The organism is Paraburkholderia sp. RAU6.4a (assembly GCF_050435625.1).
Classification (GTDB): Bacteria; Pseudomonadota; Gammaproteobacteria; order Burkholderiales; family Burkholderiaceae; genus Paraburkholderia; species Paraburkholderia tuberum.
The window spans coordinates 1400478-1426790 of record NZ_JBNDKQ010000003.1 but is presented as its reverse complement, the minus strand read 5'-3'; the positions used below and the strand labels follow the sequence as shown (position 1 = coordinate 1426790).

Sequence of the window (26313 nt, the reverse complement as noted above, 5' to 3'; positions counted from 1 at the left end):
GTTGCATCGACATGGGCGAACCTGACGAAAAGGAAGCAAGGTTGGGAATGCGATATTAGTTTTCTCAGGAAAGCATTCGCAATTTGTAGCGCCGTCCGGGCGACTCCCGAATTCCCTCACCTTCAATTTTGAAGTGCGCGTACAGGTGCGCATATTCTCACCTCGGCGGCTCCCGAATCGTCTCACCTATCAGTATCGGCGCGTGCGCCGCAGAATATAATCGGGGCCGACGGTCGATGACTCGTCGCGAGGCGGTAGTGCGTTGCGCCGCCTCTTCCCCGCTGGCAGCACGCGGCTCGAACGGCAGTTCCTGACAAACCGGCAAAGGAGGAAGAATGAAAACAAACGGCGCGAGCAGAATCCTCGGTGCAATGTTCGCGGTGGCCATCGCGACTTGCGCGACCTGTGCAAACGCACAGACGCGCGAGATGCCGAACGATGCGTCGATGCAAAGCCAGTCGGTCCCAGCGGCTTCGAACCGGAACAACAACCGGTCCGACAGCGCAATCGTCCGCGACGTCCGCCGCGCTTTCACGCGCACCACGAACCTCAATTCGGCGAACATCCGTGTCGAAGCGCGTCACGGCATCGTTACGCTGACCGGCACCGTGCCGCGGCAATCGCAAATCGCGCGAGCCGGCAACGCCGCGCGATCGGTTCGCGGCGTCAGAAGCGTGCATAACCGGCTGACCGAGCGACGGCGCGCCAATCAGTGAGCACGGCGTGGTGGCATCGGCCGGACGGATCGGTGCCGCCTGTTCGACCTTCCCCCCTATATCGGCCTCGACCCGCACGTCATTCAAAGTGCCCACCGTCGCGCGCCGCAGATTTTTTCTGCTCTGCTTAAGAAACAGGTTGACCTCGGCGGAAGGCGAACCCTAGAATTCAAAAATCATCACCGATGGGGCTCGTGCCTTGGACACCTGCAGTAGCCGACTTTCGAACAGATTCGCTGCCTGACCGGCAGGACGTCCGCGCTCTCTTCATTAGCCGCCGTCTTGCCAGTTGGCAGACGGTGCGCGCCGCAGTTTCTTCCCGTGCACCTAAAGTAACGTCGTATCCGCATGACAGGAACGCCGCGTTCACGCGCGTTCCCGCGCCGATACGGCGTCGCATCGCGAGCCTTGCGCTTGCGGTCGCGTTTGCGCGCGCGTTGTCAGTCAACGCAAACAGTTCAACGCAATGCGCGCGAACGCGTGGATAAACACGTGTGTAGCGAACGTGTGTAGCGAACGCTTCAGACGCTCGAACGCAGTCCCCGCTACACACCGACAAGGAGCCGCCATGCCCGACAGTGACAGTTATCCCTTATGCCGCTTCCCCGTTCTATCAACTGAGGAAAGCGAGTAGACCTCCACCGCCGCGCCCGGACATACGCGGCCTCCGTGTCTGCTGGCTTTCCACCAGCGCGTCGAAACCGGCGCACGGAGATCCCTCATGCAATTCGGCCTCCTTCTTTCGCAGTTCCCGCGTGTGCAGGAATCGCGCGCCCATTACGACGGCATGCTCGTGCTACACGCACCGCATCCGTTCATCGCCTTCTGCCGTCGCGTGATGTCGCGCGTGGCATAGCGTTTCGCGATCCGACCTTCAACAAATACAACCAGGAGAGAACGACATGTCTACTCCGACGAACATTTCCTCCGCGCGCAGCGCCGTGCTCGATTCGGCACACGTCGGCGATATCAAGGGCGCGCTCGGCACGATCGCTCACCATGACATCGCGCCACGCACGAGCTGGTGGGCGCGCCTGCGCACGCTGCTCGCGATCCTCGGCCCCGGTCTGATCGTGATGGTCGGCGACAACGACGCGGGCGCATTCGGCATCTACACGCAGGCCGGCCAGAACTACGGCACTACGTTGCTGTGGACCATGCTGTTGCTGGTGCCGGTGCTGTTCGTCAATCAGGAGATGGTGTTGCGGCTCGGTGCGGTCACAGGCGTGGGCCACGCGCGGCTTATTTTCGAGCGCTTCGGCAAGTTCTGGGGCGCGTTCAGCGTCGTCGATCTGTTCATGCTGAACGCGCTAACCATCGTGACGGAATTCATCGGCATCACGTTCGTGCTCGACTTCTTCGGCGTCTCGAAGATCGCGGGCGTGTGTATCGCCGCGGCGCTGACGATGGCCGCCGTCAGCACCGGCGACTTCCGCCGCTTCGAGCGTTTCGCGGTCGCGCTGTGCGTGTTGAGTCTGCTGCTCGTGCCGGTGCTCGTGTCGATTCACCCGCCGGTCGGCCAGATCGCGCGCGACTTCTTCATTCCGAACTGGCCCGCGCACTCGAAGCTGTCCGACGTGATGCTGCTCGTAATCGGCATCGTCGGCACGACGGTTGCTCCGTGGCAGCTGTTCTTCCAGCAGAGCTATGTGGTCGACAAGCGCATCACGCCGCGCTTCATGAACTACGAAAAAGCCGACCTGTGGATCGGCATCGTGTTCGTACTGATCGGCGCGGTCGCGATGATCTCGTTCAGCGCGGCGTTGTTCGACGGACGGCCCGGGTTCGGCAACTTCACGGACGCGGGCGGTGTGATCGCTGGTCTCGAGAGATACGCGGGGCGTACCTCGGCCGTGCTGTTCGCGATCGCGCTGTTCGACGCGTGCGTGATCGGCGCGGCGGCTGTGTCGCTATCGACCGCCTATGCGATCGGCGACGTGTTCAAGATCCGCCATTCGCTGCACCGTAGCGTGTCGGATGCGAAGGGCTTCTACGTCGTGTACTTCGCGATCGTCGCGGCCGCCGCGGCATTGGTGCTGATTCCAGGCAGCCCGCTCGGTCTGTTGACAGAAGCGGTGCAGACGCTCGCCGGCGTACTGCTGCCGAGCGCGACCGTGTTCCTGCTGCTGCTGTGCAACGATCGCGCGGTGCTCGGTCCGTGGGCCAATTCGAAAAAGCTCAATCTATTTACCGGCGCGGTGATCTGGGTGCTCGTGATGCTGTCGATCGTCCTGACCGCGTCGGTGATCTATCCGGACATCGCGGCGGAAACGATCATCGAAGTCCTGGCGGGCGGCACGTTGCTCGCGGTCGTCGGGTATGTGGCGAGCTTCGGGATGCGCAAGCTGCGCGGCGAGTCCGCGGCCGAGCCGGCTCCGGTCTATGCGAAGGACGCGCGCAACACGTGGCGCATGCCGCCGCTCGACGAACTGCTGCCGCCGCGTCTGACGCTCGCCAAACGCGTATGGATGGGCGTGCTGCGCGGCTATCTGCTGCTCGCGATCGCGCTCGTGATCGTCAAGGTCGTGCAGATGGCGTTGCTGAAGTAGTGCGAATGGTGAGGAGTTCCAGGAGGTCCGGGCAATGGTGAGGTTTTACGGGAGCCATGTCCGGAGCGACAACGTAAGCGCTGCCGGAGCCCGAGCTGGCCGGCAGCGCTTCAAATGACTCATTGCCCCTTCCACGCGCGCGGCACCCGGAGAAAATTCCGGTCGAAGTAAATCAGGCTGTCGCCGTCGGCGCGCACGCGAATCTGCGTGGTCTTCACGAACATGACCGAGTGCGAGCCGACTTCGTCGAGAAGCCGTACAACTCGCAGCAGATGCTCGAGCGCATTCAACGCGCGATGAAACTCGCGTCCCAGCGTCACGCGAAACACATGCGCCAACTCGAACTGCGTGAGCGGATCAACTCGCTCACGTCGCGCGAGAAGGAAGTGCTGCACGGTTTGATCGAGGGGAAGCCGAGCAAGGTCATTGCGGCGGACCTGTCGATCAGTGTGAAAACCGTGGACGTGCATCGCGCGAGCATCAAGGAAAAGCTCGGCGCTTCGTCGATTCCGACCCTCGTGCGCGGCGTGCCCGAAGTATGGGGCCCGTCGGACGAGCGGCCGGAATGACCCGGCCGCCTCGGCCCTTGCAGACGCATCAGCGCATGTACAGGCCTCCGTTGACGTCCCAGCACGCGCCATTGGCGAAATAAGCGTCACCGGAAGCGAGCATCACCGCGACATCGGCAACATACGACGCGGCCCCGAGCTTGCCGACCGGTATCGCTTCGATCACTTTTGCCAGCTTGTCCGCCGCCACGCTCTCGTGAACGATCGGCAAATCGAGCGGCCCCGGCGAGATCGCGTTGACTGTCACACCGCACGCGGCGAGATCGCGCGCGAAGACCTTGGTCAGCGTCAGCACGCCGCCCTTCGCGGCCGCATAGTGCGCGCCCGTTGCCGAGCCGCCATTCTGCCCCGCCAGCGACGCGATATTGACGATGCGGCCCACGCCGCGCTGCGCGAAGTACTGCCCGAATACCTGGCAGCCGAACAGCACGCTGCGCAGATTCACGTTGATGACCTGATCGAACTGCTCGGCGGTAATGTCCATCACGGGCACGACCTTCGAGGCGCCCGCATTGTTGACGAGCGCGTCCACGCCAACCCAACGTTCGAGCAACGCGTCGCGCGCCGCCTCGAAGTCCGCCTTGCGCGTGACGTCGAGCCGGATTGCGCAGGCGCTCGAGCCGTCGCTGCTGAGTTCATGCGCGAGCGCTTGCGCGGGTTCGATCGCGATATCGGCCAGCGCGACCCTGTAGCCTGCGTCGTGAAAACGACGCGCGACAACGGCGCCAAGTCCGCGCGCGGCGCCCGTCACGAGCGCGACTCTGTTCGACATCTTGCTGACTCCTGGATTGCGTTCAGACGGATTGCGCGAGGCGCGCTTCGAGGTGCGCGGCGACCGCGCACACCGTTTCGTCATCGTTCTTGCGACCGATGATTTGCAGGCCCGCCTTCAGCGTCGAGCGTTCGATCGGAACGGGCAGGCTCAGCGCCGGATGCCCGCTCAGGTTGAACGGCCGGATCAACGACGACATGCCGATCACCGACGTGCCGGCGCGTGCCGCTTCGAGCGTGATCGGCAATGAGGGCAGCGTCGGCAGCACGAGTACGTCGAGCCGGTCGAGCGCGCGGTCCACTTCGTCGGTGAAGGTGCGGCGCACGCGTTCCGCCGCGTCGAGATCGGCGGCGCTCGTGGCCGCGGCCGCGCGCAGGCGCGCTTCGATATCGGCGCCGAGCTTGCCGCTTGCCACCAGATGGCCGAATGCGCGCGATGTCTCCGCGTTGATCACCGCGAGGCCGGCCGTGAATGCGTCCTTCAGCGACGCGAGTTCGATCGCTTGCATGGCGAGTTCGGACTTTCCGACCGCGTCGGCGATTGCTTTGGCGATGTCGTCATCCGCGTCGACTGCGACCATGCCAATGCGCAACTGCGAAACGTCACGACGCGCATCGTCAGCGCGAAACGAAGGATCGATCGCCGTCATCACGCGAATCAGCGTGTCCGTCTCGCGCGTGAATGGTCCGACGCAGTCGAGTGTCGTGACGCGCGGCGCCACGCCGTGCCGCGACACGCGGCCGAACGTCGGCTTCAGGCCGATAACGCCGCAGCATGCGGCCGGGCCGCGGACCGAGCCACCGGTGTCGGTACCGAGCGCGGCGTCCACGAACTTCTGCCCGACCGCCGACGCGGACCCGCTCGACGATCCGCCCGGAATGCGTGCCGCGTCCTGCGGATTGACCGGCGTGCCGGAAAAGTCGTTGATGCCGGTCATGCCGAATGCGAGTTCGTGCATGTTGGTCTTGCCAGTGACGCGCCAGCCGGCGTCGAGCAAACGCCGCACGACTTCGGCGTGCTCCGATGCAAGCGGTGCGTCGGCAAGCGCGCGGCTTGCCGCTGTCGTCGCGTAGCCGGCGACGTCGATGCTGTCCTTGATCGCGATCGTCGGCGCGTCGGCGCTGTCCGTCGCGCTCAGATCGAATGTCTGCAGAAATGCGCTCATGCCGAAACTCCCTGGGCCGGGTTGACTTGCCACGGTGCATCGAAAAGACGCTCGGTACGGAAATGGCGGATCAGCCATGTCGCGCTCGCATCGTGAGTGGCGGGCACGAAGTCGACTTCGAGGCGCGCCGCGATCAGTTCCGCTTTCGCATCGACATAACCCGAAGCCTGCAACATGATCCAGCGACCCTTCGCCGTGTCGCCGTTCACCTCGATGTGCTCCGCAGTCAGAAAGTGGACATTGGTCGCGAAGTGCGGCGTGGGCGGCAGATAACGCTGCAGCATCGCGACGATCTGCGCCGGCCCTTCGAGACGCCCGAACTTGTTCGCGTACTGCGGGCCGATGCCTTCCCAGATCGCGTCTTCGGCGAACAGCGCGGCGAGCGCCTCGCCTTCGAGCGCGCGCATGGGCACATCGCACAGCGCCATGTAGCGTGCGATCGTCTTACGCACCGCGTTCTGTGCTTCTAGCGCTTTGACGCGCGCGAGCAGCGCGTCGATAGCCGGATCGGTCATCGCGTCACGCATGGTTGGCGACCGCTGGCGGCACCGTCAGCGCACGGCCCACGCGCGCCTCGATCTTGCCGTAGCGCCACAGGTTGTAGTCGCCGACCGGCGTCGTCCGATACAGATTGCACACGGCCACCGCGGTATCGAAGTCGGCGACGTCGGCCATGATGTAGAACGTCCACGGCGCGCCATCGGCGTTGCCGACCACGAGCCGATCGTCGTCCATCACGCCCAGCACGCGCACGTTTTCCATCGCTTCGATCGCGTTCAGCATCTTGCCGTACGCTTGCCACACTTCGCCGATCTGTTCGCGCGGCAAGTCGAAGAAGTTCTGCGAGACGCCGCAGCAGAACAGCACACGCAAAGGCAGGTTTCGGTTGTCGCTCATGGGAACGTTCCTTGGTTCGGTTGATAGCCTTCGAGTGTCGGCATGATGACCGGTCAGAGCAGGAAGCCGATCGCGCTCAGCGCATCGGTGGAATCGATCAGGCGGATTACTTTCTCGACGAGACGCGGCTCGCCGCTCGCCATGCTGATCTTGTGCGTCAGATCGGCCGCGAAGATCGTCGACGTGCCGCGCTTGTACGCGATGATGATCTGCGACGACTTCACTTCGACCATGTCCGCGCTATCGCTCGCGAGCGTGAAGCGCGACACCGTGCGCACCGTGCGCGCGGCATCCGACGCGGATGCCGAATAGCCCGACGTCATGCGCTGCACGCGCAGCTCGCGCATGTGCTGATCGTCGTACGCGTAGTTCAGCGTTGCCGCGTAATCGGTCGTGTTCGGATCGATCGGCACCACGTAGTGGCCCGCCGGGTCCCACAACTCAAGCCACTCGCGATAGTCGCGTCGATCGAGCAATTCGGCTTCGCGCCAGATGAACTCGATCGCGCGCGCAAATGTCTGGTGGGAAAAGAGTGCGTTTCTGTCGTCCATCATGCCTGCTCCATCATTGCGCGCCATTGCTTGTAGGCTTCGCGCATGCCGGTTTCATCGGTTGCGTGGGCGGTTTTCTCGCCGTTCGCGGCGGTCGTTTCGCGATTCAGACCGCGATTGACGAGGATCGGTACGTCCGGTCCCGCATGCGAGCCGCGCTGCACGCGCTCCCACGCTTCGGCGTCGTCGGGACTGCCGAAGCCGAACGGGCCCTGGAAGTGCTCGTGAATGCGCAGGCGCACGCGGTTCGCTTCTTCAGGACCGCCGTCCATCGCGAGCGCGACGTGGCGAATCTCCGTTTCCTCGGCGGAAATCGGCCGCAGCACGCGGAAGAACGCCATCGACAGCGCGAGATTCGGGAACAGGTTCAGGTTGAAGCCGACGCCCATCAGCGAGCGCACGATGCGGCGCACTTCTTCCGGCGGGTGCTTTTGCGCGAGTTGCGCGGCGAGTTCGCTGAAGCGCTCGGGCAGCGGCGCGCCGTCGTCGCGGTCCAGATCGACGATCTCGGGCATCAGCACCGCGAGGCTGTGACCGTTGCCGAGCGAGCGGCAGAACGCCTGGTCGCTCGTCATGAAGCTGGTGATCGCGGCGGCGGTTTCGTCGTCGATCGACTTCATCCACGACTTGTGCACGACCGGGAAGTGGTACAGATCCGTCGTGTTTTCGAGCTGGATCTTCCAGTTGCCCTTGAACTTGAACTTGTGCTCGCCGTTGGCCTTGATCGGATAGCCCGCGCCCTGCTTCATGAACAGGTCGATCCACGGCTTCGCGCCGCCGAGGAAGTCTTCGAGCGGTTCGATCGTTTCGTTGAAGCTCGCGAAAATGAGGCCCTGATAGACGCCCACGCGCAGCTTCTTCAGCGGCAGATCGCCCTTTTCGCATACGCCTTCGTAACCGTCGCCGTACGGCAGAGCGCGCAGCGTGCCGTCGAGCGCATAAGACCAGCTGTGATACGGGCACGTGAAGCCCTTCGCATTGCCCTTGTGCTCTTCGCACACGGTCGCGCCGCGATGCCGGCAGCGGTTTTGCAGTACGTTGACCGCGCCGCTCTTGTCGCGCACGACGATCACCGGCTGCCGGCCGATCGTCGTCGTGATGAAATCGCCGGGCTTCGGCAGCTCGCTGTCATGCGCGACCCAGATCCACGTCTTGTAGAAAATGCGCTCCAGTTCGACTTCGAACAGCTCGGGATCGTAGTAGAGGGAAGGCGCGATGCGATCGGCCTCGGCGCGCCTGGCTAAAGCGCTGGTGTCGATGGTTTGATAGATCGGCGTACTCATCGTATGCGGGGAACAGTTGCGTGGTTGGAATGAAGACGCACATCGACGCGACGAGTCGCGTGCAACACATCAGCGCATCCTCTCGTTGACATCAGTCTCGCTTTGCGACGATCATGCGTCAAATCGATTAAAAACAGGTTGCCGAATAAGTTCGGCTGATATCACAAGAGACGCCATGACCTCCATCGACCACGTCGATCTCAATCTGCTGAGAGTGTTTCAGGCGATCGTCGAGGAGCGCAGCCTGACGAAAGCGGGCGAACGCCTCGCGCTGACGCAGCCCGCGGTCAGCTACTCGCTCGGCCGTCTGCGCACGATGTTCGACGATCCGCTCTTTATCCGCACGCGCGCGGGTATGCAGCCGACCCCCGTCGCGCTCGAGCTCGCGGAAATCGTCGGCCACGCGCTCGACACCGTGCGTCAGGCGCTGCGTTACGCGGAACGTTTCGATCCGGCGACGAGCACGCGCACGTTTCGTCTGTCGCTATCGGATGCGGGCGAAATGGCCTATCTGCCCGCCCTGTGCGCGGCGCTGCAGAAGTCCGCGCCGCGCGTGAAGCTGGTCGTCGAGCCGTTGCCGGTGGAGGAGATCGAGGAGGCGCTGCGCTCGAGCCGGTTGGACTTCGCGATCGGCAATCTGCCGTCGCTGCTGCCGCGCACGCGGCATAGCCTTCTGTTCGAGGAATCGTATGTGTGCATGACGCGCAAGCGCCGCGACCTGCCGAGCGGTGACACGCTGAAGCTCGACCGGTTTCTGGCCGCGTCGCACATCCAGGTGCGCTCGCTCGAACATAGCCACCATGCGCTCGACGACGCGCTGCGCGCGCAACGCGTCGGCCGCAATATCGCGTTCGCGTTGCCGCACTTCGTCGCGGTGCCTGGCGTGCTGGCCGCGACGGATCTGTTCGCGACGCTGCCCGAACGGCTCGCGCATATCCTCAATCGCGGCGACGCGTTCCGGATCTATGCACTGCCCGTGCCGCTGCCGAAGGCCGCCGTGACGATGCACTGGCACGAGCACTTCCACGAAGACGAAGGCATCGCGTGGATGCGCGGCCTCATCACCGAGATCCTCGCGGGCTTCGAGAAGATGTGATTGCGCGGAGGTGAATCAGAGGTCGAGCACGAGCACGGGAGTGCGCGAGCGCGACACACAGCAGCAGATCACGCTATTGCTCGCGCGCTCGGCCTTGCTCAGGCAGTGATCGCGATGCTCGGGCTCGCCGCTGACCACATCCACCATGCAGGTGCCGCACACGCCTTCGCCGCACGATGTGTCCACCTCGATACCGATCGACGCGAGCGCATCGACAATCGACGTGTTCGCATCGACTCGCACCGTCTGACCGCTACTCGCGAGCTGCACGTCGAAGCTATCGAGCAACGCTTCGGCCACGGGAGCCGGCTCCGCCTTGAAGCGTTCGAGATGAATCGCTTCCGGGGGCAAGCGTTGCTGAGCGCTCGCTACGACAAAATCCATGAACGGCGAGGGACCGCACGTGTAGACATGCTTGTTCGCGCCTGCATCGAGCAGGCACGCATCGAGCGCGGGTTTCAGCTCCTCGGGCTGCACGCCGAAATGCAGCTTCACGTGCCGTGCGAACGGCTCGCGCGTGAGCAGCGTCATGAAGGCCGCGTGCGCCTCGCTGCGGGCGAAATAGTGCAGCGTGAAGCGCGCGTGCCGCGCGGCGAGCCGATAAGCCATCGACAGCAACGGCGTAATGCCGATGCCCGCGCCGATCAGGATGTGCTCGTCCGCGCTTTCTTCGAGACGAAAAAGGTTGCGCGGCGCGCCGACCGACAGTTCGGTGCCGACGCTCACCTCTTCATGAAGCGAGCGCGAGCCGCCGCGCGATTGCTCCTCCTTCTTCACCGCGAAAATCTGCGACTCGATACACTCCGGGTCGCCGCACAACGAGTATTGCCGCGTGACGCCCGAAGGACTCGTGACGTCGATATGTGCGCCGGGTTCGTAGCGCTCGAACGGCAGCCCATCGAGCCGCGAAATGCTGAACGAGCGGACCCCGTGTGCTTCTTCGCACAAGGCGTCGACCCGAACCTTCAGGGTTTGCGCTTGCATGATTGCCTTCCGATGTATTCCTGGGGGGACGATATGCCGAGATTAGCGCCCCGCATCGAATAAGCAAAATAGATTAAAAAACCGTGCTTGCATCAATGCGATTTATTTTATGCTGAAGTGTCAAGCGCCCGATGCCGAAGAGCATCACGCCGATCGACAGTACGAACGTCAGATCCCAGCTGTGCAACCGGTCGGTGACCAACCCGGCGATGACTGGGCTCGCGATCGCCGCAGTGAAGCCGGTGCCGCTCATGATGCCGCTGGCCGTGCCGGAGCGGTCGTAGGCGACGTCCATCGGAATCGCCCACATCGGGCCGACGTTCATTTCGTTGAAGAACATCGCCGCGGCAAGGAAGATCAGCGTATTGCTGAGGCCGAGCTCGCTCTTGAACTGCCCCGCTGCCGTACTGATGTTGACGCGATCCACATAGGTGATGAAATACATCAGGCACAACATCACCAGCACGGTGGTGGTGGCCTTCAGCGACGGGCGTTTCATGTGTCGTCCTCCAGATGCGGTTTATTTTTTGTGGTGAAGCCACGCGACTAGCGCGTGCGATCCGGGACGCTCAGCCTTTCGGCGTTCCCGAGCCGAAGGCCGCGACGGCGTCGCGGAACCGCTGGCTGCCGTACACCTGCTCGACGAGATCCTCGTCTGCGAGGCTTTGATCGATCACGATGCGCCGCAAGCTCTCCTTGACCGCATGCTGCGTCACGGGCGATAGCGCAACGAGCCGCTCGGCGAGCGCGCACGCCGCGTTGCCGACCTGTTCCTTCGCCGTGACGTCATACACATAGCCGCACGCGTGCGCTTCGGCGGCGCTGAGGAAATCGGAGAGCAGCAGCATCTTCTTCACGCGCGGCACGCCGAATGCCGCCACGAGCCTCGCGAGATTGCGTGACGACAGCGTGTTCGATAACGTCTTTGCGATCGGCGCGCCGAAGCGCGAGCCCTGCGCACAGATGCGGAAGTCACACGCGGTAGCGATGGCGAGTCCGCCACCCACGGCCCAACCGTCGATCGCGGCGACGGTGGGCACCGCAATGCGTTCGACCGCGTCGATCACCTGTTCGACGAGCGCTTCGTATTCGACGCCCTGCGAGCCTGCCGTAAAGTCGCGGAAGTAGTCGATGTCGGTGCCCGAGATAAAGGACTTGCCGCCCGCGCCGCGTAGAACAATGCAACCTACGGTTTCGTCCGCGCGGCATTGGTCGATCAATGCCAGCAAGGTCTCGTACATCGGAATCGACATCGCGTTGTGCCGCTCGGGGCGGTCGATCACGATCTGCGCGACCGACTCCGTCAGACGTTCGAGCCTGACTTTCTCACTCGTCGCTTCGCTCATTTCGCGGCCCCGTTGATCTCTGCGTAAAGCTCGTCGTTGTGCTCGCCCAGCCGCGGCGGATGGCGTCGCACGCGCTGCGGCGTGCCGAGCATCTTGACCGGAAAGCCGATGTTCTTGACCTTGCCTTCAACCGGATGGTCGATCTCCATGCACATGCGGCGATACTGCGCATGTTCGCTGCTGAAGGCTTGCGGATACGACAGGATCGGTCCGGCGGGAATGCCCGCGGCCAGCATCGTCTCGATCCATGCCTCGCAGTCGCGCTGGCCGAACGACTTCTCGAGCGATTCGATCAGCGTCTCGCGGTTCTTCAGGCGCAGCGAAACGGTCTCGAACTCGGGATTCGTCAGCAGATCGGTCCGCTCCAGCAGTTCGCAAAGACGCGACCACAGCTTCTGGTTGGTTGCGCCCATCACGAAGTAACCGTCGCGCGCCTTCACGGCCTGATACGGCGCGCTCATCTTGTTGCTGGTGCCAAGCGGCGTCGGCTCGACACCCGTTCCCCAGTAATCCGACATATCCCAGATCGAGAAGGCCATCGCCGAATCGAACAGAGACGCGTCGATGTGTTGCCCTTGCCCGGTCTTCTGCGCGCCGATATAAGCGGAAAGCACGCCGTACACGGCGAACAGCGCACAGCCGATGTCCGCCACCGGCACGCCGGCCTTCACGGGCTTGCCGCCTTTGTAGCCCGTCACGCTCATGACGCCGGACATGGCCTGCGCCATCAGGTCGAAGCCGGGGCGCTGCGACCACGGGCCGCTCTGACCGAAGCCCGAGATGCTCGCGTAGACGATCTTCGGGTTGATTTCACGGATCGTCTCGTAATCGATCCGCAGCCGCTGAACCACGCCGGGCCGATAATTCTCGACGATCACGTCGGCGGTCCTGGCCAGCTTGTAGAAAAACTCGCGCCCTTCGTCGGTCTTCAGGTCCAGCGCGACCGAGCGCTTGTTGCGGTTCATGTTCAGAAAGCCCATGCTGTCCGGGCCTTTCATCTTGAAGCCCATGGCGCCGCGCGTCTGGTCGCCTTCGAGGGGTTCGACCTTGATGACGTCCGCGCCGAGATCGGCGAGCATCATGCAGGCGAACGGGCCGGCCATCACCTGGCTGACGTCGAGCACGCGGATGCCTTGTAGCGGCAAAGGCCGGTTGTTCGTTTCCGCGTCGTCGCTGGATGGTGTTTGTGCGTGGCTTTGCGTCATGTCATCTCCTGTTTTTCCTGCCGGGCCGCTGTCGCGCGGCCGGCCGTTGCAGCACCGTGTTGGCGTGCGTCAACTGTCGCGCACGCGAGGGTGCCGCCGCAAGAATGCGACGGTCATACCTGGTTTCGCAAAAGACGAAGGGGTGCTTTGCAGTCGAGGGCGTCGAGCGCAGGAACTGCTGCGCCTGCGCTTCAGCGGCCGGCCACGCGCCGTCCGGCCGTGAGCGCGGCTTCGACGTTGCGCAGCGTCTGCGCCTGCGCATGTCCTTCCACACAAGACAGTACGTAGCTACGTTGATGCCAGTCACCCGCGAGCTCGACGACGCCGAGGCCGTCCTCGGGATGGAAGCTGCGCAGCACGTCGGGCGGCATCAGACCCACGCCGAGCCCGTGCCGCACGACGGCGAGCATCGTGTCGAAACCATTGACCAGATAGTCGCAATCGAAGCGGCGGCCGCGGCTGTGGAACGCGCGCTGCACGGCGGCAAGGATTGCCGAGCCCTTGCCGAGGCTGACGAGCGGAAGCTCGAGCAAGGCGTCGAGCGTGATCGGCTGCGGATCAAGATGGAAATGTGCGCGGCTATAAACGAGCACCAGCCGGTCCTCGCGATAGCGCATTTGCGGCAGATCGAGAAAGCCGCTCTTCTTTTCGTAGATGCCGATGTCGATCATCTTGTCGCGCAACATCTGCTGCACGATGCGGCTGTTCTCTTCGACGATCTTCAGCGAGATGCCCGGATACGCATTCCGGATCGCGGCGATATCCGCGGCGAGAAACTCGATGATCACGGCTTTCGGCGCGCCGATCACGATGCGTCCGTCGAACCCGCTCACGAGTGCCTGCGCCTCGCTCGCGAGCCGGTCCACCAGCGTGTCGACCTGCTGCAGATAGCCGAGCAGCTTGCCACCCGACTCGGTCATTTCCACGCCGTGCGGTACGCGCCTGAAGAGCTTCGTGCCGAGTTGCTCCTCGAGATCCGACACGCGCCGCGACGCCGCCGCCACCGCGAGCCCCAGCCGGTTGGCCGCCCGCGAGATGCTGCCCTCTTCGACCATCGCGACGACGAGACGAACGGTGGTGGTGTCGACTTTCATGCGCTGACATGAGGACCGGGTCTTGGGGGAGTGCCATGTTACCGCACTCCTTTACCTCAGACTGCGCGGGCCAAAGCGAAGCCTTCGCGCGATACACGTCACCGCGCGAAGGCTTGCACGCCAGGCAGGCGAAGCATTACGGCTGACGCGTTTCGTGCGTGAACTTCAGCGTCACGACTGTGATGAGACCGAGCACGATGAGGAACACGGCAACCGGCCAGTAGGCCTGGTAGTGCGCGAGCAGCGCGGTCGCGATCAGCGGCGACAGGCCGCCCGCGAAGATCGACGCGACTTCGTGACCGAGCGCCACGCCGGAATAGCGGACTTCGGTGCTGAACAGTTCGCCGACGAGCGCTGGCAGCGTGCCGATCATCGCGCCGTGGCAGACGGCCGTGCCGAGCAAAAGCGCGAGCCAGATCAGCGGCGTGGACTGCGTGTTGAGCAGCCAGAAGAACGGAAACGCCATCACCACGAGCGACACCGCGCCGATCATATACACCGGCTTGCGCCCGATGCGGTCCGACAGCTTGCCCCACGCGAGCATCGCGCCCATTTCGACCACCATCGCGAGCATCACGCCGGTCAGCATCACCGAATTCGAAATGCCGACGAACTTGCCGTACACGAGCGAGAACGCGAGAAAGATATAGGCGCCGCCGTTTTCCGCGACCCGCAGACCCATCGCCATCAGGATCTCTTTCGGGTGACGCTTGATCGCTTCGAGCACCGGCATATGCGCGGTCTTGCCGGCTTTCTCCGCGTTCTCGAAGTCGCGGCTCTCCGGCAGGTTGTGACGGATGTACACGCCGAGCGCGAAAATCACGATGCTCGCGAGAAACGGCAGACGCCATCCCCATGACATGAACTGATCGTGCGGCAGCGCTTGCACCGCGAGGAACGCGCCCGCCGACAGCACGAAGCCGCCGCCCACGCCGAGCTGACTCCACGCCGCGAAATAGCCGCGTTTTTCGGGCGGAGCGTTCTCGCTGATCATCAGCACGCCGCCGCCCCATTCGCCACCTGATGCGATGCCTTGCAGCAAGCGCAAGCCCGCGAGCGCCGCGGGGGCGGCCAGACCGACGTGCTCATAGGTCGGCAACAGCCCGATGCCGAAGGTCGCAAAGCCCATGATCAGCAGCGTCCAGACGAGCGACGCGCGGCGTCCATAGCGGTCGCCGATATGCCCGAACACGATGCCGCCCAGCGGACGCGCGACGAAGCCGATCGCAAACGCGGCAAACGCCCCGATCGTGCCGATCAACGGGTCCGCGTGCGCGGGAAAGAACAGTTGCCCGAGCACGAGCGCAGCCGCGGTGCCGTACACGAAAAAGTCGTACCACTCCATCGCGTTGCCGGCCACCGACGCAATGATGATTTTCCTGAGTGCGCGATCCGACTCTGCTGTGGCGCGCCCGGCCGCGATCGGGGATTGAACGGAGGACATGTCTGCTCGCATCTGAAGTGGGGGGATGGCGGCCTTTCAGAAAAGGCTTCGCACGATACGCAGTGTCGAGGCGACAGATAGTGGCGTCAAATTAGCCGAAAAGCAGGGCGGGTATCAGTGCAGCTAATATGCCCGGCGTGCCCGGGCACCCGCGGGCAAGCTCACGGGCGCTCAGCGTGCCGGCTGATGAAACATCGTATGGATGGTCTCGCGCAGCCACGCGATGCCGGGGTCCGCCGCGAACTGCGAGTGGCAGTGCACCTGGATTTCGATCGGCGGCAGCGGAAACGGCAGCGGCAGAATCCGGAACGCCTTGCCGCGGTTGAAGCGCTTCGCGATGCTTTTCGGAAAGATCACGGCAAGATCGGTATTCATCACGATCTCGGGCGCGACGACGAAATGCGGCAGCCGCAGCACGACCTCGCGCTTCAGGTTCAGCTCGTCGAGCCATTGCTCGACCATCCGATGCCCGGTCGCATTGGTGCTCGCGTACACGTAGCGTAGCGCGCTCAGATCTTCGCGGCTCGGCCTCGTCTTGCGCAGCGGATGACCGGCGCGCACCACGCACACGTGCTCGTCGACGAACAGCGTCCGGCTCACGCAGCCCGCGTCGAGACCCGGCACATAGCCGAGCGCGAGATCGACTTCGCCGGCGCGCATCGCCGCGCTGACCGACTCGACCGGCACATTGGCAACCTCGATGCGGATGCCGCGCGCTTCGCGATCGAGCAGCGCGGCGAGCGGGGGCAAGAAGTAGAACTCCGACATGTCCGACATCGACACGCGAAACACCCGTCGCGCGGTCGACGGCTCGAACTTCGCCAGCTGCTGCACGGCTTCGTTGATGATCGCGAACGCTTGCGCGAGCGGCGGATAGAGGCGGTACGCGGCATCGGTGGGGACCATGCCATTGGGCGTGCGCGAAAACAGCGGGTCTTCGAACAGAGTGCGCAGACGGCGCAGCGCATGACTGACCGCCGGTTGCGTGAGACCGAGCCGATCGCCGGCCGCCGTCAGACTGCGCAGGTCCCAGATCGCGAGGAACACGCGCAGAAGATTCAGATCGGCGATGCCGGGATTCAGCTTGTTCATGCGCAGCTCTCGCAAACTAAGGCACGTCGCTGGGCCGCGCGACGCGCCGGTCAATATGCGGCGAGGTTACCGTAGATGCTGCGCATTGCAAAATGCGGCGTCGCCCCGCTGTACGGCGGCAGCGCGTGGAAGTCGCGGCGCATCGCATCGCGCACCGGCGACGCGAGCGCATCGGTGAGCGCGCTCGCATCGTCGAACACGACCTTGTTGCGTTGCATCGCGCTCGCGCGCGCAAACGGCAAACCGCTGCGGCTGTCGATGCGCGTGTAGATCTCCATTTCGCGCAGCGCCGGCAATTGCAGCATCAACGGCGGATGATGCGCCAGATAGTGCGTAAGCCACGCGTTGAAGTCTTGCGCGACGCCGTCGTATGCGACCAGATAGGTGCAGCGTTGCGCGTTGTCTTCGACCGACGCAGCCTGCGGTGGCGCGAAGATGCGCACGGCCATCACCTGCTGCGAGAAGCTTTGCGGGCTGAATTCGGCGCGCGCGGCCGAATGCAACGCGTGGGCGATTGCGCCGTCAGGTTCGAGCGCGGCTTCGAGCGGCTCGAGTTCGTCGAAGTACCACTGCAGCACGCACGACGGCGCATCGGCCGCCGGCGCGATACGCGCATCGACCTGTCCCGCGATCGGCTCGTGCACGATCAGCTTGCGCAGCCCCGCGACTTGCGTGGCGGCCCGCAGCAGCGCGCGCGGGTCCGTGAGCGATTGCCGCGCGTCGCTCGTGCCGATCAGAAAGAGACAGACCTGCATCGTCATGCCGCCTCGCAAGCCGCGACACCGGCACGCGCAAGCCGGTGGAACTGCCTGCCGAAGTAGACGAGGCCATCGCCGTCATCGCGCGTGGCGATCCGCTCGATCCGCACGAACATCACCGAGTGCGAGCCCACCGTCTTGCTGTCGACGATCTGTCCTTCGAGGCTCGCGAGCGCGTCGCCAAGCACCGGAGCGCCGAGCGTTCCCGGCTGCCACGCGCATTGATCGAAACGCGCGTCCATCGGGCAACCCGTCATGCCCGCGAACACGCGCGCCAGGTCCTGGCAGTGCGCGCCAAGGATGTTGATGCACAGGTTCGCGTTTTCGTGCATCACGTCATGCACATAGCTCGATTGATTGATGCATACCAGCATGGTCGGTGGCGTATCGGTCACCGAACAGACCGCGCTCGCGGTGATGCCGCAGCGCCCGCGCGGACCATCGGTCGTGATGATGTTGACGGCCGCGCCGAGGCAAGCCATCGCGTTGCGGAAGTGCGTGCGCGTTTCGTCGTGCGTCATGACAGTCGCTCCTACGTCGCTCAGGGATAGGGCGTGACCGGCGGTATGCCGACGAACAGCGCGCCCGACGCGTCGTAGGTGCCTTCGCCGAGAAACGCGTGCTGCGTGACGACGATGGAATCGCGCACCATCCGCTGCATGCGGCTCTCGCGATAGATCGCGCCGATGCCAGCCATCTTGTACGCCTGCATGACCACCTCGGCGCACGTATGCGCGGCATGCGTCGCGGAGAGCCGCAGCAGATTGGCCTCGCTGGGCGACACGGGGTCGCCCGCCATGACCGTGCGCCACGAAGTTTGCGCCGACTCGAAGAAGAACGCGCGCGCGCTGCGCAGATTCGCTTCTGCCTGCGCGAGACCCGAGCGATAGTACGCGCGGTCGGCAAGACGCGGCGCGCCGGTCGTCGTTCTGGTTACGCCGGACATACCGGCCAGCAGGTCGAGCGCCGCGCGCGCGAGCCCGAGGTTCACCGCCGCATGCACCTGTGCCTGATATGCGACGGCGGGGTAGCGGTAGAGCGGCTCGTCGATCAGCGGCGCGCCGCCGCGCACGAAGGTCCATTGCTCGTCGACGAACTTGTTTTTCAGGCGCAGATCGTGGCTCCCGGTGCCTTGCATGCCGACCACGTTCCAGTTGTCGACGATCTCGACTTCGCTCGCCGGAAACACGGCCGTGAACGGCTTGCCCGCGTTCGCGTCGCCGACCTTGCCCGGCGCGCCACCGATGCCGACGCCGAGCCAGTCCGCGCCCTTGCAGCCGCTCGCGAAACGCCATTGACCCGACACGACGTAGCCGCCGGGCGCACGCTCGGCCGGTTGCAGGGGATACAGGCCGCCCGCGAAAACCTGGTCCGGACCGGACGCGTAGATGCGGGCCTGAGTCTCGACCGGCAGCGACGCAAGATACGTGTTCGCGGAGCCAAAGGCCGCGACCCATGCGGTCGAACCATCGGCGATCGCGATGCGTTCGAGCATCGCCAGAAACTGTGGCGGCGGCAGCGCGTCGCCGCCGAAGCGTTTCGGCGTGCTCGCGCGGAAGATGCCCGCGCGCTTCATCTTCACGATCATGTCGCGCGGGACGTGTGAAACCGCATCGAACTCGTCGCGGCGACGCTCGACTTCGGTGATCAGGTCATCGAGCGACAGCGGGCCCGTGTATTCGGGGTAGTCCTCCTGCGTGTCGATGATGGGTGCGTCGGCGGTGCAAGCGCGGGCGCTGGCGGTATGAACGGCGTGCATGCGCGTTACCTCTTGATTCAGTGATGTGAACGATGTCATTCGGTTTCCCGATGCGCTTCGATGCGCATCGCTTTCGGATAGGTCTCCCGGGCGAGCAGCGTCGCGATGACGGTGATCAGACCGAGCACGCCGAGATACAGAGCGACCGGCGTCGCGCTGCGATAGTGCGCGAGCAGCGCCGTGGCGATCATCGGCGACAGGCCGCCGCCGAGCACCGAGGAGATTTCGCGCCCGATGCCAAGCCCCGAGAAGCGCAGATGTACCGGCAACAGTTCGCTGATGAACGCGGGCTGCGCGCCTTCGAGGATGCCGAGGGTGAGGCTGTTCGCCAGCACGAGGGCCGTGATCACTTTCCAGTATTCGCCGGAGCCGAGCAGCGCAAAGTACGGCCATGCGACGAGCACCAACGCAATCGCGCCGGCGAGATACACGGGCTTGCGTCCGACCTTGTCGGTCAGGTAGCCGAAGAACAGCGAGAACGGAATCATCAGCAGCATCGAAAGAGTCAGGCCGCCGAGCATCCAGCTCGACTTGATGCCGAGGAACTGGCCATACGCGATCGAGAACGCGAAGAAGATGTACGACGCACCGCCTTCACCGAAGCGCAAACCGAAGATCGTCAGCACTTCGCGAGGACATTGCCGCAACACTTCGATCACCGGCATGCGGGTGTCGCGACGCGTTGCCTTCGCTCGAGCGAACGCGGCGCTTTCGCCGACCGAGCGGCGCATCCACAAGCCCAGTGCGACGAGCGCGGCGCTGCAGAGGAATGGAATGCGCCAGCCCCAGCTCAGGAAATCGGCAGACGACAGGTTCTGCACCAGCAGGAACGCACCGGTCGACAGCACGAAGCCGAGCGCCGCGCCGCACGGACTCCATGCGGCGAGTGCGCCGCGCTTCGATTGCGGCGCGTTCTCATGGATCAGCAGGATGCTGCCGCTCCATTCGCCGCCCGCGGCGAGCCCCTGCACGATGCGCAGACACACGAGCAGCGCCGGCGCGGCGAGGCCGATCTGCTGGTAGGTGGGCAGCACGCCCATCAACATAGTCGCCGTGCCCATCGCGAACAGCGTCAGCATCGTCACGAGCTTGCGCCCGTAGCGGTCACCGAGATGTCCGCACAGCACACCGCCGATCGGCCGCGCGATGAAGCCGACCGTGAAGCCGCCGAACGCGGCGATGGTGCCGGTGAGCGGATCGCTGCCGACGGGGAAGAACAGCTTGCCGAACACCAGCGCGGCGGCCGTTCCATACAGGAAGAAGTCATACCATTCGAGGATTTGACCCAGCACAGCGGTCGTGACCGCGCGTCGTACGCCGCTCGTCGCGGCGGCGGATCGGCGTGATGCGAGCGGGGCGCTCAGATCGGAATTCACGGCGTCAGAGTTCATGGCTCAGGGAGAACGAAGATTGAGGTTCCCGCATGACGATGGCTCTACGCAGCGGGGCGAATCACATCCGGACGACATGGCTGCACGATATGAGCGGCGATAAACGCGGTCAAATTCGGGCCAAAAATGATCGATATGAATGGCGTGCATGGGCGAGGCCCGGATCGAGCGACGCGCGAATGGTGAGGAGTTCCAGGAGGTGGCGCTACGGTGAGGGTTTACGGGAGCGGTGGGCGGGATGCGCGACGGCTCACGCGGTGTGCGTCGGAACGGCGATGGGGATGAGGTGCATCGAAGTGCGCAGCGCGTGCTTCGCTGGCTTCAGCGTTGCGGTGCGCTCGGGCATGCGACTGGTGATTGGCTGATTGCCCGCCTGCGCCAAGCGAAACGGCAGGAGTGCCAGTGACGGAGGACTGGAGCCCGGTGGCGGCGTCCCGAGCGGCGGCGTCGGGTGTCCGTCCATATCAAGCAAGATCGGAAGTCGTTCGCCCGAGGTGAGAACAATAGCCTTGACGCGGTAACCGGAAGACATTGTTTACACTTTTTCAGGTACACGATTACACCTACTATAGGTACAAAATCGGAAAATCGTAAACAATGAAAAACCCCGGCAAGCGCAAGGCTTACCGGAGTTTTGTTTACAAGGTTATCTAGGTATACCCTAGAAGGGGTTTATAGCGTCCGCCTGAAAAACGTCAACAATTCGGTCCACCCGCGCTCGGCCGCCTCGTGGCTGTACACCGGGAAGTCAGGCATCATCCAGCCATGTGCTGCACACTTGTATGTCTCAGCACGATATCGCACGCCCACCTCTTGCAAAGACGCTTCAAAGCGCTCCGCCATGTCTGCAGGATAGTGCTCGTCGCTATCGGCTGCGGCAATGTACAACTCGGCTTTGAGCTCCGGTGCGAATCGATGAGGACTGGTCGGCGCATCGGTCGCGAGATTGCCACCATGAAAACTGGCCACCGCCGCAAACCGGTCGGGATAGGCGGCCGCGGAAGTAATTGCCATGCCACCGCCCATGCAAAATCCCACAGCGCCGTAACGATTGCCCTTTACGTCCGGTCTGCCATCGAGATACGCGATGAATGCCTCTGTGTCCCTAGCGGCTTTGTCGTTCCCCGTAGTTGCCATCAAGGGGCCGAGGATGGCCATAACGTCGCCCTTGAACACATTTGCAGGCACAAGAGGACCATACGATCCAAATCGATAGAACAGATCGGGGAACAGGACCACAAAGCCGGAATCCGCCAACCGACCTGCCATATCCAGAACAGCCGGACGGACCCCGCCTGCGTCCATGTAAAAGATCACGCCCGGGCACGGACCCGGGCCGACCGGACTGAAAACATGGATGTTGCAGTCGCCGTCGTCGGTACGGACAATTGTTTTCTCGTAAGGCATTGCGAAAAAACTCCAGATTGCTAAACCGCCAAACGCGCGTCAGCGAGATGCCCCGCATTTATCGGTGTGTCATTCGTGACTTCTTTTTCCGTCTTCCCACGCTCGACCCCGAGGATTGCCGGTAGCAACACGCTGTTCTTCGCCGCCGTCACTTCAGCGAGAATCGATATCGCGATTTCGGGTGGCGTGCGGCTGCCGATATAGATCCCGGCCGGGCCGCGTAATCGTGCAAGCTGTGCGTCGCTCAGATCGAACTCTTTAAGCCGCTCTCGCCGCGCAGCATTGTTGCGCCGCGAGCCAAGCGCGCCGACGTAAAACGCGGGTGTCTTCAGCGCTTCCATCAGCGCGAGATCATCGAGCTTTGGATCGTGCGTAAGTGTAATCATCGCACTGCGTTCGTCGAGTTTCATATCCAGGACCGTATCGTCGGGCATCGTGCGCACGAGCCTCGTACCGGGCACATCCCATGTGTGCACGTACTCCTCGCGCGGGTCGCACACCACCACCTGATAATCGAGTCCTGTCGCGACCTGGCATAAGTAACGCGAGAGCTGTCCCGCACCAATAACGAGCATACGGTAGCGGGGCCCGTGAATCGTCGTCAGACGCGTCTCGCTGAAGTACACGCCATCAGTCGTGCTCGCTGGACCAAGTGTGACGACACCCGTCGTCATGTCTAGCGTGCGCGCCATCAGGTCTCTGCGACTGAGCGCTTCGTGCAGGGCCTGAATACCACTTTGCCGCGTAATCGGTTCGAGCACGAGTTGCATCGTGCCGCCGCAAGGCAACCCGAAGCGACGCGCCTCCTCGGCGCTAATGCCATATTCCACCACTTCCGGTGTCCTTTGCGCGACGCCGTACCGACGCACCCGGTCGATCAGGTCATCTTCAATGCAGCCGCCCGAAATGGAGCCCACCACGTCACCGTCGTCGCGCAGGACAAGCATCGCCCCCTCCGGGCGAGGCGACGAACCCCATGTCTTCACCACCGTCACGAGCAGCATGCGGTGGCCTGCATCGAGCCAGCGCATCGCAGCTTCCAGCACCTCGAAATCGATACTGTTCATGCTCACATTTTCCTTCGGCACGTGGTCAAACATCGTCATGCCTGCGCACCTACTAGCTGCCGAACGGCTTTTTGACCGTCAGCCTGTTGGTCACGGACGTCACGCCGGGAACGCCCCTCGTGATCTCCGTCGCCTCGCCGACCTGGGAGGCATCCGCCACCGTCCCGTCGAGCGTCACCGCGCCACGCCTCACGATCACGCTGATATTGCCGGCATTGATTTCCTTGTGTTGCGCGATCGCCGCGTAGACCTTGCGACGCAGCGCAAAATTGTCCTTCCGGTTACTCTTCGCGGTCAAACTGTCAGAAGCTTCGGTCACTGTCCCTACCGACACGCTGTGCGCTTCGCTCTCGCTGGCTTGCGCCCAGACGTGGATGGATGTTGATCCGACCAGTAACCCAACAGCGATCTTTCGTGCTCTGCTCTTCTTCATTGAATGCTCCAGCTCCGCCGTGGCGGGATCAGAAGGTGTGGCGGATGCCGATCATCGCCGCGGTGCTCGAGGTACCCTCAGGAACCGGCGCGCCATAGGCGACCGTCTGACTCATCTTGCCCCGGTTATTGACATGGCCAACCTGCACGTAGGCGATGGTGGTCTTGGATAAGCTGTATTCGGCACCCACCGCGTACAAATCCGATTGATTGGATGAAACGTTGCGATCCTTCAGGTAATAAAAGCCCGAGGTGAGCTTGAGAAAAGGAGTGAACTTGTAGCCGAGCCCCCCGGAAATCATCTCGAAGTCGACTTGACCGCTGTTTGCCGGATTCCTGCCGATGCTGTACGACGTCGACACTGACAGGTCGTGGAACGTGTACATCGCGCCGAAATAGTAGAAGCGGTTGTTATTGAGCCCTGTGGATGGCGCCGTGATGATCGCGCCGGTGGCCGTCGTCGTGAACGGATTGGTGTCGTGACCGTTGTAGTAGACAGCCGAGAGGTTCAGGCCGTAGTTCGAATACCGGAGCACGGCAGACTCGCGCGTGCCGCCCTGGAATTGACCTGCGACGCCACCAGGAGCGTACTCGACACCGAGCGATAAACCGTGAAACTTCGGCGACTGGTAAACAATCGCATTGGAGTCGTACAACGCACCGATTGCTCCGTTTGTACTGGTGCCCTGCCAGCCTGCAGCCTGATTCATGCCAAGCCATGCGGTGAGGATACTGCCGAAGAATTGCGCACCCCGTACGTCGGTGTCGGCCATCGCAAATATCATCGGCACGAACTGACGGCCCGCGTCGATCGAGCCGAAAGGACCTGAGATGCCCAACGTCGCTTGCTGGCTGAAGATTGCGCTGGAGCCGGGCGTGTCGGACAGCCCGAACTTCCCATTGGTGCTGGTGAATGCCCCCTGAAGCCTGAAGTTGACCTTGTAACCGCCTCCGATGTCTTCGGCACCCTTGAGCCCCCAGAAACTGGTGAAAATCCCCGCGTCCTTGAGTTCGTACACGTGCCCGAGATTCACTTTCGACTGGAAATTGGGCGCATTCGCACTTTGATACAGCAATCCGGTGTCGATGGCGCCATACAGCGTCACCGATGATTGCGCGTGTGCCGCGACCGCCCAAGCAACGAGCGTCGAGGCGACGATCACTTTCAAATTCATGTTGTCTCCAATGTTGTATTTTTTCGCCGGATGGGCCCAGCGTGGTCACCGCAAGGGCCGCAGTGCGTGCGAATTGCCGATCCACGATCATGCGCATTCACTAATCGGTATCCGCGAAGCTTGTTGAGCGGCGCGCTTCGAATTTCCGCGTCGTCTTTTCAGCCAGTTTCCGGGCCAAAAAATATAGCGGCCAGTCCCATTCCGAATACGGTTGCGAGAGCGATTCCCACCACACGAAATCCCAGATTTGCCGACGCAGACGACACGATCAACGGTCCAAGCGCGGTGAACAGACGTGCCATATTCCAGGCGAAGCCTTGACCCGTGGCGCGAACATGGAGCGGAAAAAGCTCAGTCAGGTACAGCGCGACTATCCCAAATCCCCCCAATCCGAAAAAGCCGAATCCAAGCATCGCGACATAAAACGTCCCCAGTGTTTTCGCACCGCCAAAAAGTGCAACGCCTGCAATCCAGGCGCCTGCGCAAAACACCGCATAGACGGTCCGTCTGGAGATACGCGGTATCAAAGTGACGAGGAGCAGAATCGAAGCGAATCCAAGTACCGCGCCGACGTTGGTCGCCATGAACGCGATGCCCGTCTGCCTCGTGAATTCCGCGTTGCCGGCGGATGGGAAGAACTCTCTCAGCAATGCGGGAAATAGGATGGATGCCCCCCAGCTACCGATCATCATTGCCGAGGCAATGAGCGTGCCCACCAGGGTTCGACGACGCAACTGACGGCCAAATATCTCGGAGATCGAGCCCATTCTCGGACCTGCGTGACGAATTCCGGTCGCACGCGACTGCTCCCAACTAGCCGATTCCGGTGTGATGAACCGCAGGCCAAGGCTCGCAACTGCCGGTACCGCCCCCACGCCAAGCACCCAACGCCATCCAGCACCTGACAGAAGGATCGCAATCGCGGACGCGGCAATCAGCCCTACCACATTGGCAACCTGCATGACCTGGACAGCCTTCGCCCTGTGTTTTTCCGGCCAGGTCTCCACGACAAGCGCGGCGCCAGCGGCCCATTCCCCCCCTATTCCAAAACCCGCAAGCATCTGAAACGCGAGGAGTTGATGCCAGTCCTGCGCTAAGGCACCGGCTGCCGTGAATACCGAGTAGATCAGCATCGTGCCGAGCATGACTCGAGCTCGCCCAAATCGGTCGGCCAGGACGCCAAACAGAATGCCGCCGATGCCCCAGCAAACCAGTTTCGCGCCGACAATGAGCGCTCCGATCTGCAGGGCGCTGCCTTGTGAAGGCCCGAGCAGGTCGTGAAGGGCCGGCACCATGATCATGGTGAAAAGGTAGAGATCCATCGCATCGAACATCCACCCTATAAACGCGGACGCAAGCACAATCCAGGCTGCCTTGCCCACGACAGAAGCACCGACATTGCTCCCGCGGTCTGTCGACTCGAACGGAGTCGAGTTCGTCTCCATCTGCTCATCTCCTTCGTCGTACTACTTATAATTATGGAAGCACTCGCCAACACTTCGATGCCATCGTGTGCCGTGCATCGCAAGGCTCAGTAGAAGCTGCTGCCTTTTGCCAACCC

The 26313-nt window shown here is 63.1% G+C and carries 27 protein-coding genes and 2 pseudogenes; 5 read left to right on the top strand and 24 right to left on the bottom strand.

Annotated elements, in window-relative coordinates; all coding sequences use genetic code 11:
- Positions 1–335 precede the first annotated feature (335 nt).
- From OKW40_RS31250 to OKW40_RS31240, 3 genes are all read left to right on the top strand, one after another.
- Positions 336–716 carry a BON domain-containing protein gene (locus tag OKW40_RS31250; RefSeq protein ID WP_187618485.1) on the top strand — a complete coding sequence of 127 codons (381 nt, stop codon included), beginning with the start codon at positions 336–338 and terminating at the stop codon, positions 714–716.
- Between the two features lie 721 nt (positions 717–1437).
- Entirely contained in the window at positions 1438–1572 is a 135-nt protein-coding gene (locus OKW40_RS31245; protein ID WP_018424053.1) for a hypothetical protein, read from the top strand.
- Between the two features lie 46 nt (positions 1573–1618).
- The gene (locus OKW40_RS31240; RefSeq protein WP_429493213.1) at positions 1619–3265 is read left to right on the top strand and encodes an NRAMP family divalent metal transporter; all 1647 of its coding nucleotides are present in this window, start codon (positions 1619–1621) and stop codon (positions 3263–3265) included.
- A 119-nt stretch (positions 3266–3384) separates the two neighbouring features.
- Here the strand turns inward: OKW40_RS31240 and OKW40_RS31235 are convergent.
- Positions 3385–3513: pseudogene (locus OKW40_RS31235) on the bottom strand (4-hydroxyphenylacetate 3-monooxygenase reductase subunit); the annotation flags it as partial.
- Between OKW40_RS31235 and OKW40_RS31230 the strand changes: the two are divergent.
- Positions 3505–3834 (top strand): annotated as a pseudogene (locus OKW40_RS31230) (response regulator transcription factor); the annotation flags it as partial. The pseudogenes OKW40_RS31235 and OKW40_RS31230 overlap by 9 nt on opposite strands.
- A gap of 28 nt (positions 3835–3862) precedes the next feature.
- Here OKW40_RS31230 and OKW40_RS31225 read toward each other — a convergent pair.
- From OKW40_RS31225 to OKW40_RS31200, 6 genes are read right to left on the bottom strand one after another with little or no spacing between them, the layout of a single operon-like run.
- A complete protein-coding gene (locus OKW40_RS31225; protein ID WP_429493212.1) occupies positions 3863–4606 on the bottom strand; it encodes an SDR family NAD(P)-dependent oxidoreductase in 744 nt (247 codons plus the stop codon).
- Between the two features lie 22 nt (positions 4607–4628).
- Positions 4629–5771, bottom strand: a complete 1143-nt coding sequence (locus OKW40_RS31220) for an amidase (protein WP_429493211.1) — start codon at positions 5769–5771, stop codon at positions 4629–4631.
- A complete protein-coding gene (locus OKW40_RS31215) occupies positions 5768–6298 on the bottom strand; it encodes a nuclear transport factor 2 family protein (protein WP_429403872.1) in 531 nt (176 codons plus the stop codon). The genes OKW40_RS31220 and OKW40_RS31215 overlap by 4 nt, the downstream gene beginning before the upstream one ends.
- The gene (locus OKW40_RS31210) at positions 6291–6668 is read right to left on the bottom strand and encodes a hypothetical protein (protein WP_184073051.1); all 378 of its coding nucleotides are present in this window, start codon (positions 6666–6668) and stop codon (positions 6291–6293) included. Before OKW40_RS31210 ends, OKW40_RS31215 begins: the two co-directional genes overlap by 8 nt.
- 53 nt (positions 6669–6721) lie before the next feature.
- Positions 6722–7222 (bottom strand): aromatic-ring-hydroxylating dioxygenase subunit beta, encoded by a 501-nt coding sequence (locus OKW40_RS31205; protein WP_429333124.1) that lies wholly within the window; start codon positions 7220–7222, stop codon positions 6722–6724.
- Positions 7219–8502, bottom strand: coding sequence for an aromatic ring-hydroxylating oxygenase subunit alpha (locus tag OKW40_RS31200; protein ID WP_429493210.1), 1284 nt, complete (start codon positions 8500–8502; stop codon positions 7219–7221). Before OKW40_RS31200 ends, OKW40_RS31205 begins: the two co-directional genes overlap by 4 nt.
- 175 nt (positions 8503–8677) lie before the next feature.
- Between OKW40_RS31200 and OKW40_RS31195 the strand changes: the two genes are divergently transcribed.
- Complete coding sequence (locus tag OKW40_RS31195) at positions 8678–9598, top strand: LysR family transcriptional regulator (RefSeq protein WP_429493209.1); 921 nt, start codon at positions 8678–8680, stop codon at positions 9596–9598.
- A gap of 15 nt (positions 9599–9613) precedes the next feature.
- On the opposite strand, the gene OKW40_RS31190 is transcribed toward OKW40_RS31195, so the two are convergent.
- The 17 genes from OKW40_RS31190 to OKW40_RS31110 form a co-directional block, all read right to left on the bottom strand.
- Positions 9614–10582, bottom strand: coding sequence for a PDR/VanB family oxidoreductase (locus OKW40_RS31190; protein WP_429493208.1), 969 nt, complete (start codon positions 10580–10582; stop codon positions 9614–9616).
- Between the two features lie 73 nt (positions 10583–10655).
- Positions 10656–11081 (bottom strand): hypothetical protein, encoded by a 426-nt coding sequence (locus tag OKW40_RS31185; protein ID WP_429493207.1) that lies wholly within the window; start codon positions 11079–11081, stop codon positions 10656–10658.
- Positions 11082–11151: 70 nt separating this feature from the next.
- On the bottom strand, positions 11152–11928 hold the full coding sequence (locus tag OKW40_RS31180; protein WP_187618495.1) for an enoyl-CoA hydratase: 777 nt from the start codon (positions 11926–11928) through the stop codon (positions 11152–11154).
- Complete coding sequence (locus OKW40_RS31175; RefSeq protein ID WP_429493206.1) at positions 11925–13133, bottom strand: CaiB/BaiF CoA transferase family protein; 1209 nt, start codon at positions 13131–13133, stop codon at positions 11925–11927. The genes OKW40_RS31180 and OKW40_RS31175 overlap by 4 nt, the downstream gene beginning before the upstream one ends.
- 191 nt (positions 13134–13324) lie before the next feature.
- Positions 13325–14227, bottom strand: coding sequence for a LysR family transcriptional regulator (locus tag OKW40_RS31170; protein ID WP_090808166.1), 903 nt, complete (start codon positions 14225–14227; stop codon positions 13325–13327).
- A 136-nt stretch (positions 14228–14363) separates the two neighbouring features.
- Positions 14364–15671, bottom strand: coding sequence for an MFS transporter (locus tag OKW40_RS31165; RefSeq protein ID WP_429352714.1), 1308 nt, complete (start codon positions 15669–15671; stop codon positions 14364–14366).
- A 171-nt stretch (positions 15672–15842) separates the two neighbouring features.
- Positions 15843–16763 carry a LysR family transcriptional regulator gene (locus tag OKW40_RS31160; protein WP_184037845.1) on the bottom strand — a complete coding sequence of 307 codons (921 nt, stop codon included), beginning with the start codon at positions 16761–16763 and terminating at the stop codon, positions 15843–15845.
- A 50-nt stretch (positions 16764–16813) separates the two neighbouring features.
- Positions 16814–17518 carry an EthD family reductase gene (locus OKW40_RS31155; RefSeq protein ID WP_429493973.1) on the bottom strand — a complete coding sequence of 235 codons (705 nt, stop codon included), beginning with the start codon at positions 17516–17518 and terminating at the stop codon, positions 16814–16816.
- A 2-nt stretch (positions 17519–17520) separates the two neighbouring features.
- The gene (hpaC, locus tag OKW40_RS31150; protein WP_429352715.1) at positions 17521–18042 is read right to left on the bottom strand and encodes a 4-hydroxyphenylacetate 3-monooxygenase, reductase component; all 522 of its coding nucleotides are present in this window, start codon (positions 18040–18042) and stop codon (positions 17521–17523) included.
- 20 nt (positions 18043–18062) lie between these two features.
- Complete coding sequence (locus tag OKW40_RS31145; RefSeq protein WP_184050680.1) at positions 18063–19280, bottom strand: acyl-CoA dehydrogenase family protein; 1218 nt, start codon at positions 19278–19280, stop codon at positions 18063–18065.
- Positions 19281–19315: 35 nt separating this feature from the next.
- Positions 19316–20671, bottom strand: coding sequence for an MFS transporter (locus tag OKW40_RS31140; protein ID WP_429493205.1), 1356 nt, complete (start codon positions 20669–20671; stop codon positions 19316–19318).
- A gap of 250 nt (positions 20672–20921) precedes the next feature.
- Entirely contained in the window at positions 20922–21203 is a 282-nt protein-coding gene (locus OKW40_RS31135; protein ID WP_429493204.1) for a hypothetical protein, read from the bottom strand.
- Between the two features lie 140 nt (positions 21204–21343).
- Positions 21344–22078, bottom strand: a complete 735-nt coding sequence (locus tag OKW40_RS31130) for a dienelactone hydrolase family protein (RefSeq protein WP_429352718.1) — start codon at positions 22076–22078, stop codon at positions 21344–21346.
- 20 nt (positions 22079–22098) lie between these two features.
- Complete coding sequence (locus tag OKW40_RS31125; RefSeq protein ID WP_429493972.1) at positions 22099–23145, bottom strand: XdhC family protein; 1047 nt, start codon at positions 23143–23145, stop codon at positions 22099–22101.
- 52 nt (positions 23146–23197) lie between these two features.
- Positions 23198–23578 carry a BON domain-containing protein gene (locus tag OKW40_RS31120; protein ID WP_187616560.1) on the bottom strand — a complete coding sequence of 127 codons (381 nt, stop codon included), beginning with the start codon at positions 23576–23578 and terminating at the stop codon, positions 23198–23200.
- Positions 23579–23606: 28 nt separating this feature from the next.
- Entirely contained in the window at positions 23607–24752 is a 1146-nt protein-coding gene (locus OKW40_RS31115; RefSeq protein WP_429493203.1) for a porin, read from the bottom strand.
- 158 nt (positions 24753–24910) lie between these two features.
- Complete coding sequence (locus OKW40_RS31110) at positions 24911–26197, bottom strand: MFS transporter (protein ID WP_187616558.1); 1287 nt, start codon at positions 26195–26197, stop codon at positions 24911–24913.
- Positions 26198–26313: the final 116 nt, after the last annotated feature.

What these genes read in the sequence shown, in the direction of transcription:
- OKW40_RS31250 (WP_187618485.1), top strand. Translation starts at nt 336, where the DNA reads ATGAAAACAAACGGCGCGAGCAGAATCCTCGGTGCAATGTTCGCGGTG.
- OKW40_RS31245 (WP_018424053.1), top strand. Translation starts at nt 1,438, where the DNA reads ATGCAATTCGGCCTCCTTCTTTCGCAGTTCCCGCGTGTGCAGGAATCG.
- OKW40_RS31240 (WP_429493213.1), top strand. Translation starts at nt 1,619, where the DNA reads ATGTCTACTCCGACGAACATTTCCTCCGCGCGCAGCGCCGTGCTCGAT.
- OKW40_RS31225 (WP_429493212.1), bottom strand. Translation starts at nt 4,606, where the DNA reads ATGTCGAACAGAGTCGCGCTCGTGACGGGCGCCGCGCGCGGACTTGGC.
- OKW40_RS31220 (WP_429493211.1), bottom strand. Translation starts at nt 5,771, where the DNA reads ATGAGCGCATTTCTGCAGACATTCGATCTGAGCGCGACGGACAGCGCC.
- OKW40_RS31215 (WP_429403872.1), bottom strand. Translation starts at nt 6,298, where the DNA reads ATGCGTGACGCGATGACCGATCCGGCTATCGACGCGCTGCTCGCGCGC.
- OKW40_RS31210 (WP_184073051.1), bottom strand. Translation starts at nt 6,668, where the DNA reads ATGAGCGACAACCGAAACCTGCCTTTGCGTGTGCTGTTCTGCTGCGGC.
- OKW40_RS31205 (WP_429333124.1), bottom strand. Translation starts at nt 7,222, where the DNA reads ATGATGGACGACAGAAACGCACTCTTTTCCCACCAGACATTTGCGCGC.
- OKW40_RS31200 (WP_429493210.1), bottom strand. Translation starts at nt 8,502, where the DNA reads ATGAGTACGCCGATCTATCAAACCATCGACACCAGCGCTTTAGCCAGG.
- OKW40_RS31195 (WP_429493209.1), top strand. Translation starts at nt 8,678, where the DNA reads ATGACCTCCATCGACCACGTCGATCTCAATCTGCTGAGAGTGTTTCAG.
- OKW40_RS31190 (WP_429493208.1), bottom strand. Translation starts at nt 10,582, where the DNA reads ATGCAAGCGCAAACCCTGAAGGTTCGGGTCGACGCCTTGTGCGAAGAA.
- OKW40_RS31185 (WP_429493207.1), bottom strand. Translation starts at nt 11,081, where the DNA reads ATGAAACGCCCGTCGCTGAAGGCCACCACCACCGTGCTGGTGATGTTG.
- OKW40_RS31180 (WP_187618495.1), bottom strand. Translation starts at nt 11,928, where the DNA reads ATGAGCGAAGCGACGAGTGAGAAAGTCAGGCTCGAACGTCTGACGGAG.
- OKW40_RS31175 (WP_429493206.1), bottom strand. Translation starts at nt 13,133, where the DNA reads ATGACGCAAAGCCACGCACAAACACCATCCAGCGACGACGCGGAAACG.
- OKW40_RS31170 (WP_090808166.1), bottom strand. Translation starts at nt 14,227, where the DNA reads ATGAAAGTCGACACCACCACCGTTCGTCTCGTCGTCGCGATGGTCGAA.
- OKW40_RS31165 (WP_429352714.1), bottom strand. Translation starts at nt 15,671, where the DNA reads ATGTCCTCCGTTCAATCCCCGATCGCGGCCGGGCGCGCCACAGCAGAG.
- OKW40_RS31160 (WP_184037845.1), bottom strand. Translation starts at nt 16,763, where the DNA reads ATGAACAAGCTGAATCCCGGCATCGCCGATCTGAATCTTCTGCGCGTG.
- OKW40_RS31155 (WP_429493973.1), bottom strand. Translation starts at nt 17,518, where the DNA reads ATGCAGGTCTGTCTCTTTCTGATCGGCACGAGCGACGCGCGGCAATCG.
- hpaC (WP_429352715.1), bottom strand. Translation starts at nt 18,042, where the DNA reads ATGACGCACGACGAAACGCGCACGCACTTCCGCAACGCGATGGCTTGC.
- OKW40_RS31145 (WP_184050680.1), bottom strand. Translation starts at nt 19,280, where the DNA reads ATGCACGCCGTTCATACCGCCAGCGCCCGCGCTTGCACCGCCGACGCA.
- OKW40_RS31140 (WP_429493205.1), bottom strand. Translation starts at nt 20,671, where the DNA reads ATGAACTCTGACGCCGTGAATTCCGATCTGAGCGCCCCGCTCGCATCA.
- OKW40_RS31135 (WP_429493204.1), bottom strand. Translation starts at nt 21,203, where the DNA reads ATGTCTTCCGGTTACCGCGTCAAGGCTATTGTTCTCACCTCGGGCGAA.
- OKW40_RS31130 (WP_429352718.1), bottom strand. Translation starts at nt 22,078, where the DNA reads ATGCCTTACGAGAAAACAATTGTCCGTACCGACGACGGCGACTGCAAC.
- OKW40_RS31125 (WP_429493972.1), bottom strand. Translation starts at nt 23,145, where the DNA reads ATGAACAGTATCGATTTCGAGGTGCTGGAAGCTGCGATGCGCTGGCTC.
- OKW40_RS31120 (WP_187616560.1), bottom strand. Translation starts at nt 23,578, where the DNA reads ATGAAGAAGAGCAGAGCACGAAAGATCGCTGTTGGGTTACTGGTCGGA.
- OKW40_RS31115 (WP_429493203.1), bottom strand. Translation starts at nt 24,752, where the DNA reads ATGAATTTGAAAGTGATCGTCGCCTCGACGCTCGTTGCTTGGGCGGTC.
- OKW40_RS31110 (WP_187616558.1), bottom strand. Translation starts at nt 26,197, where the DNA reads ATGGAGACGAACTCGACTCCGTTCGAGTCGACAGACCGCGGGAGCAAT.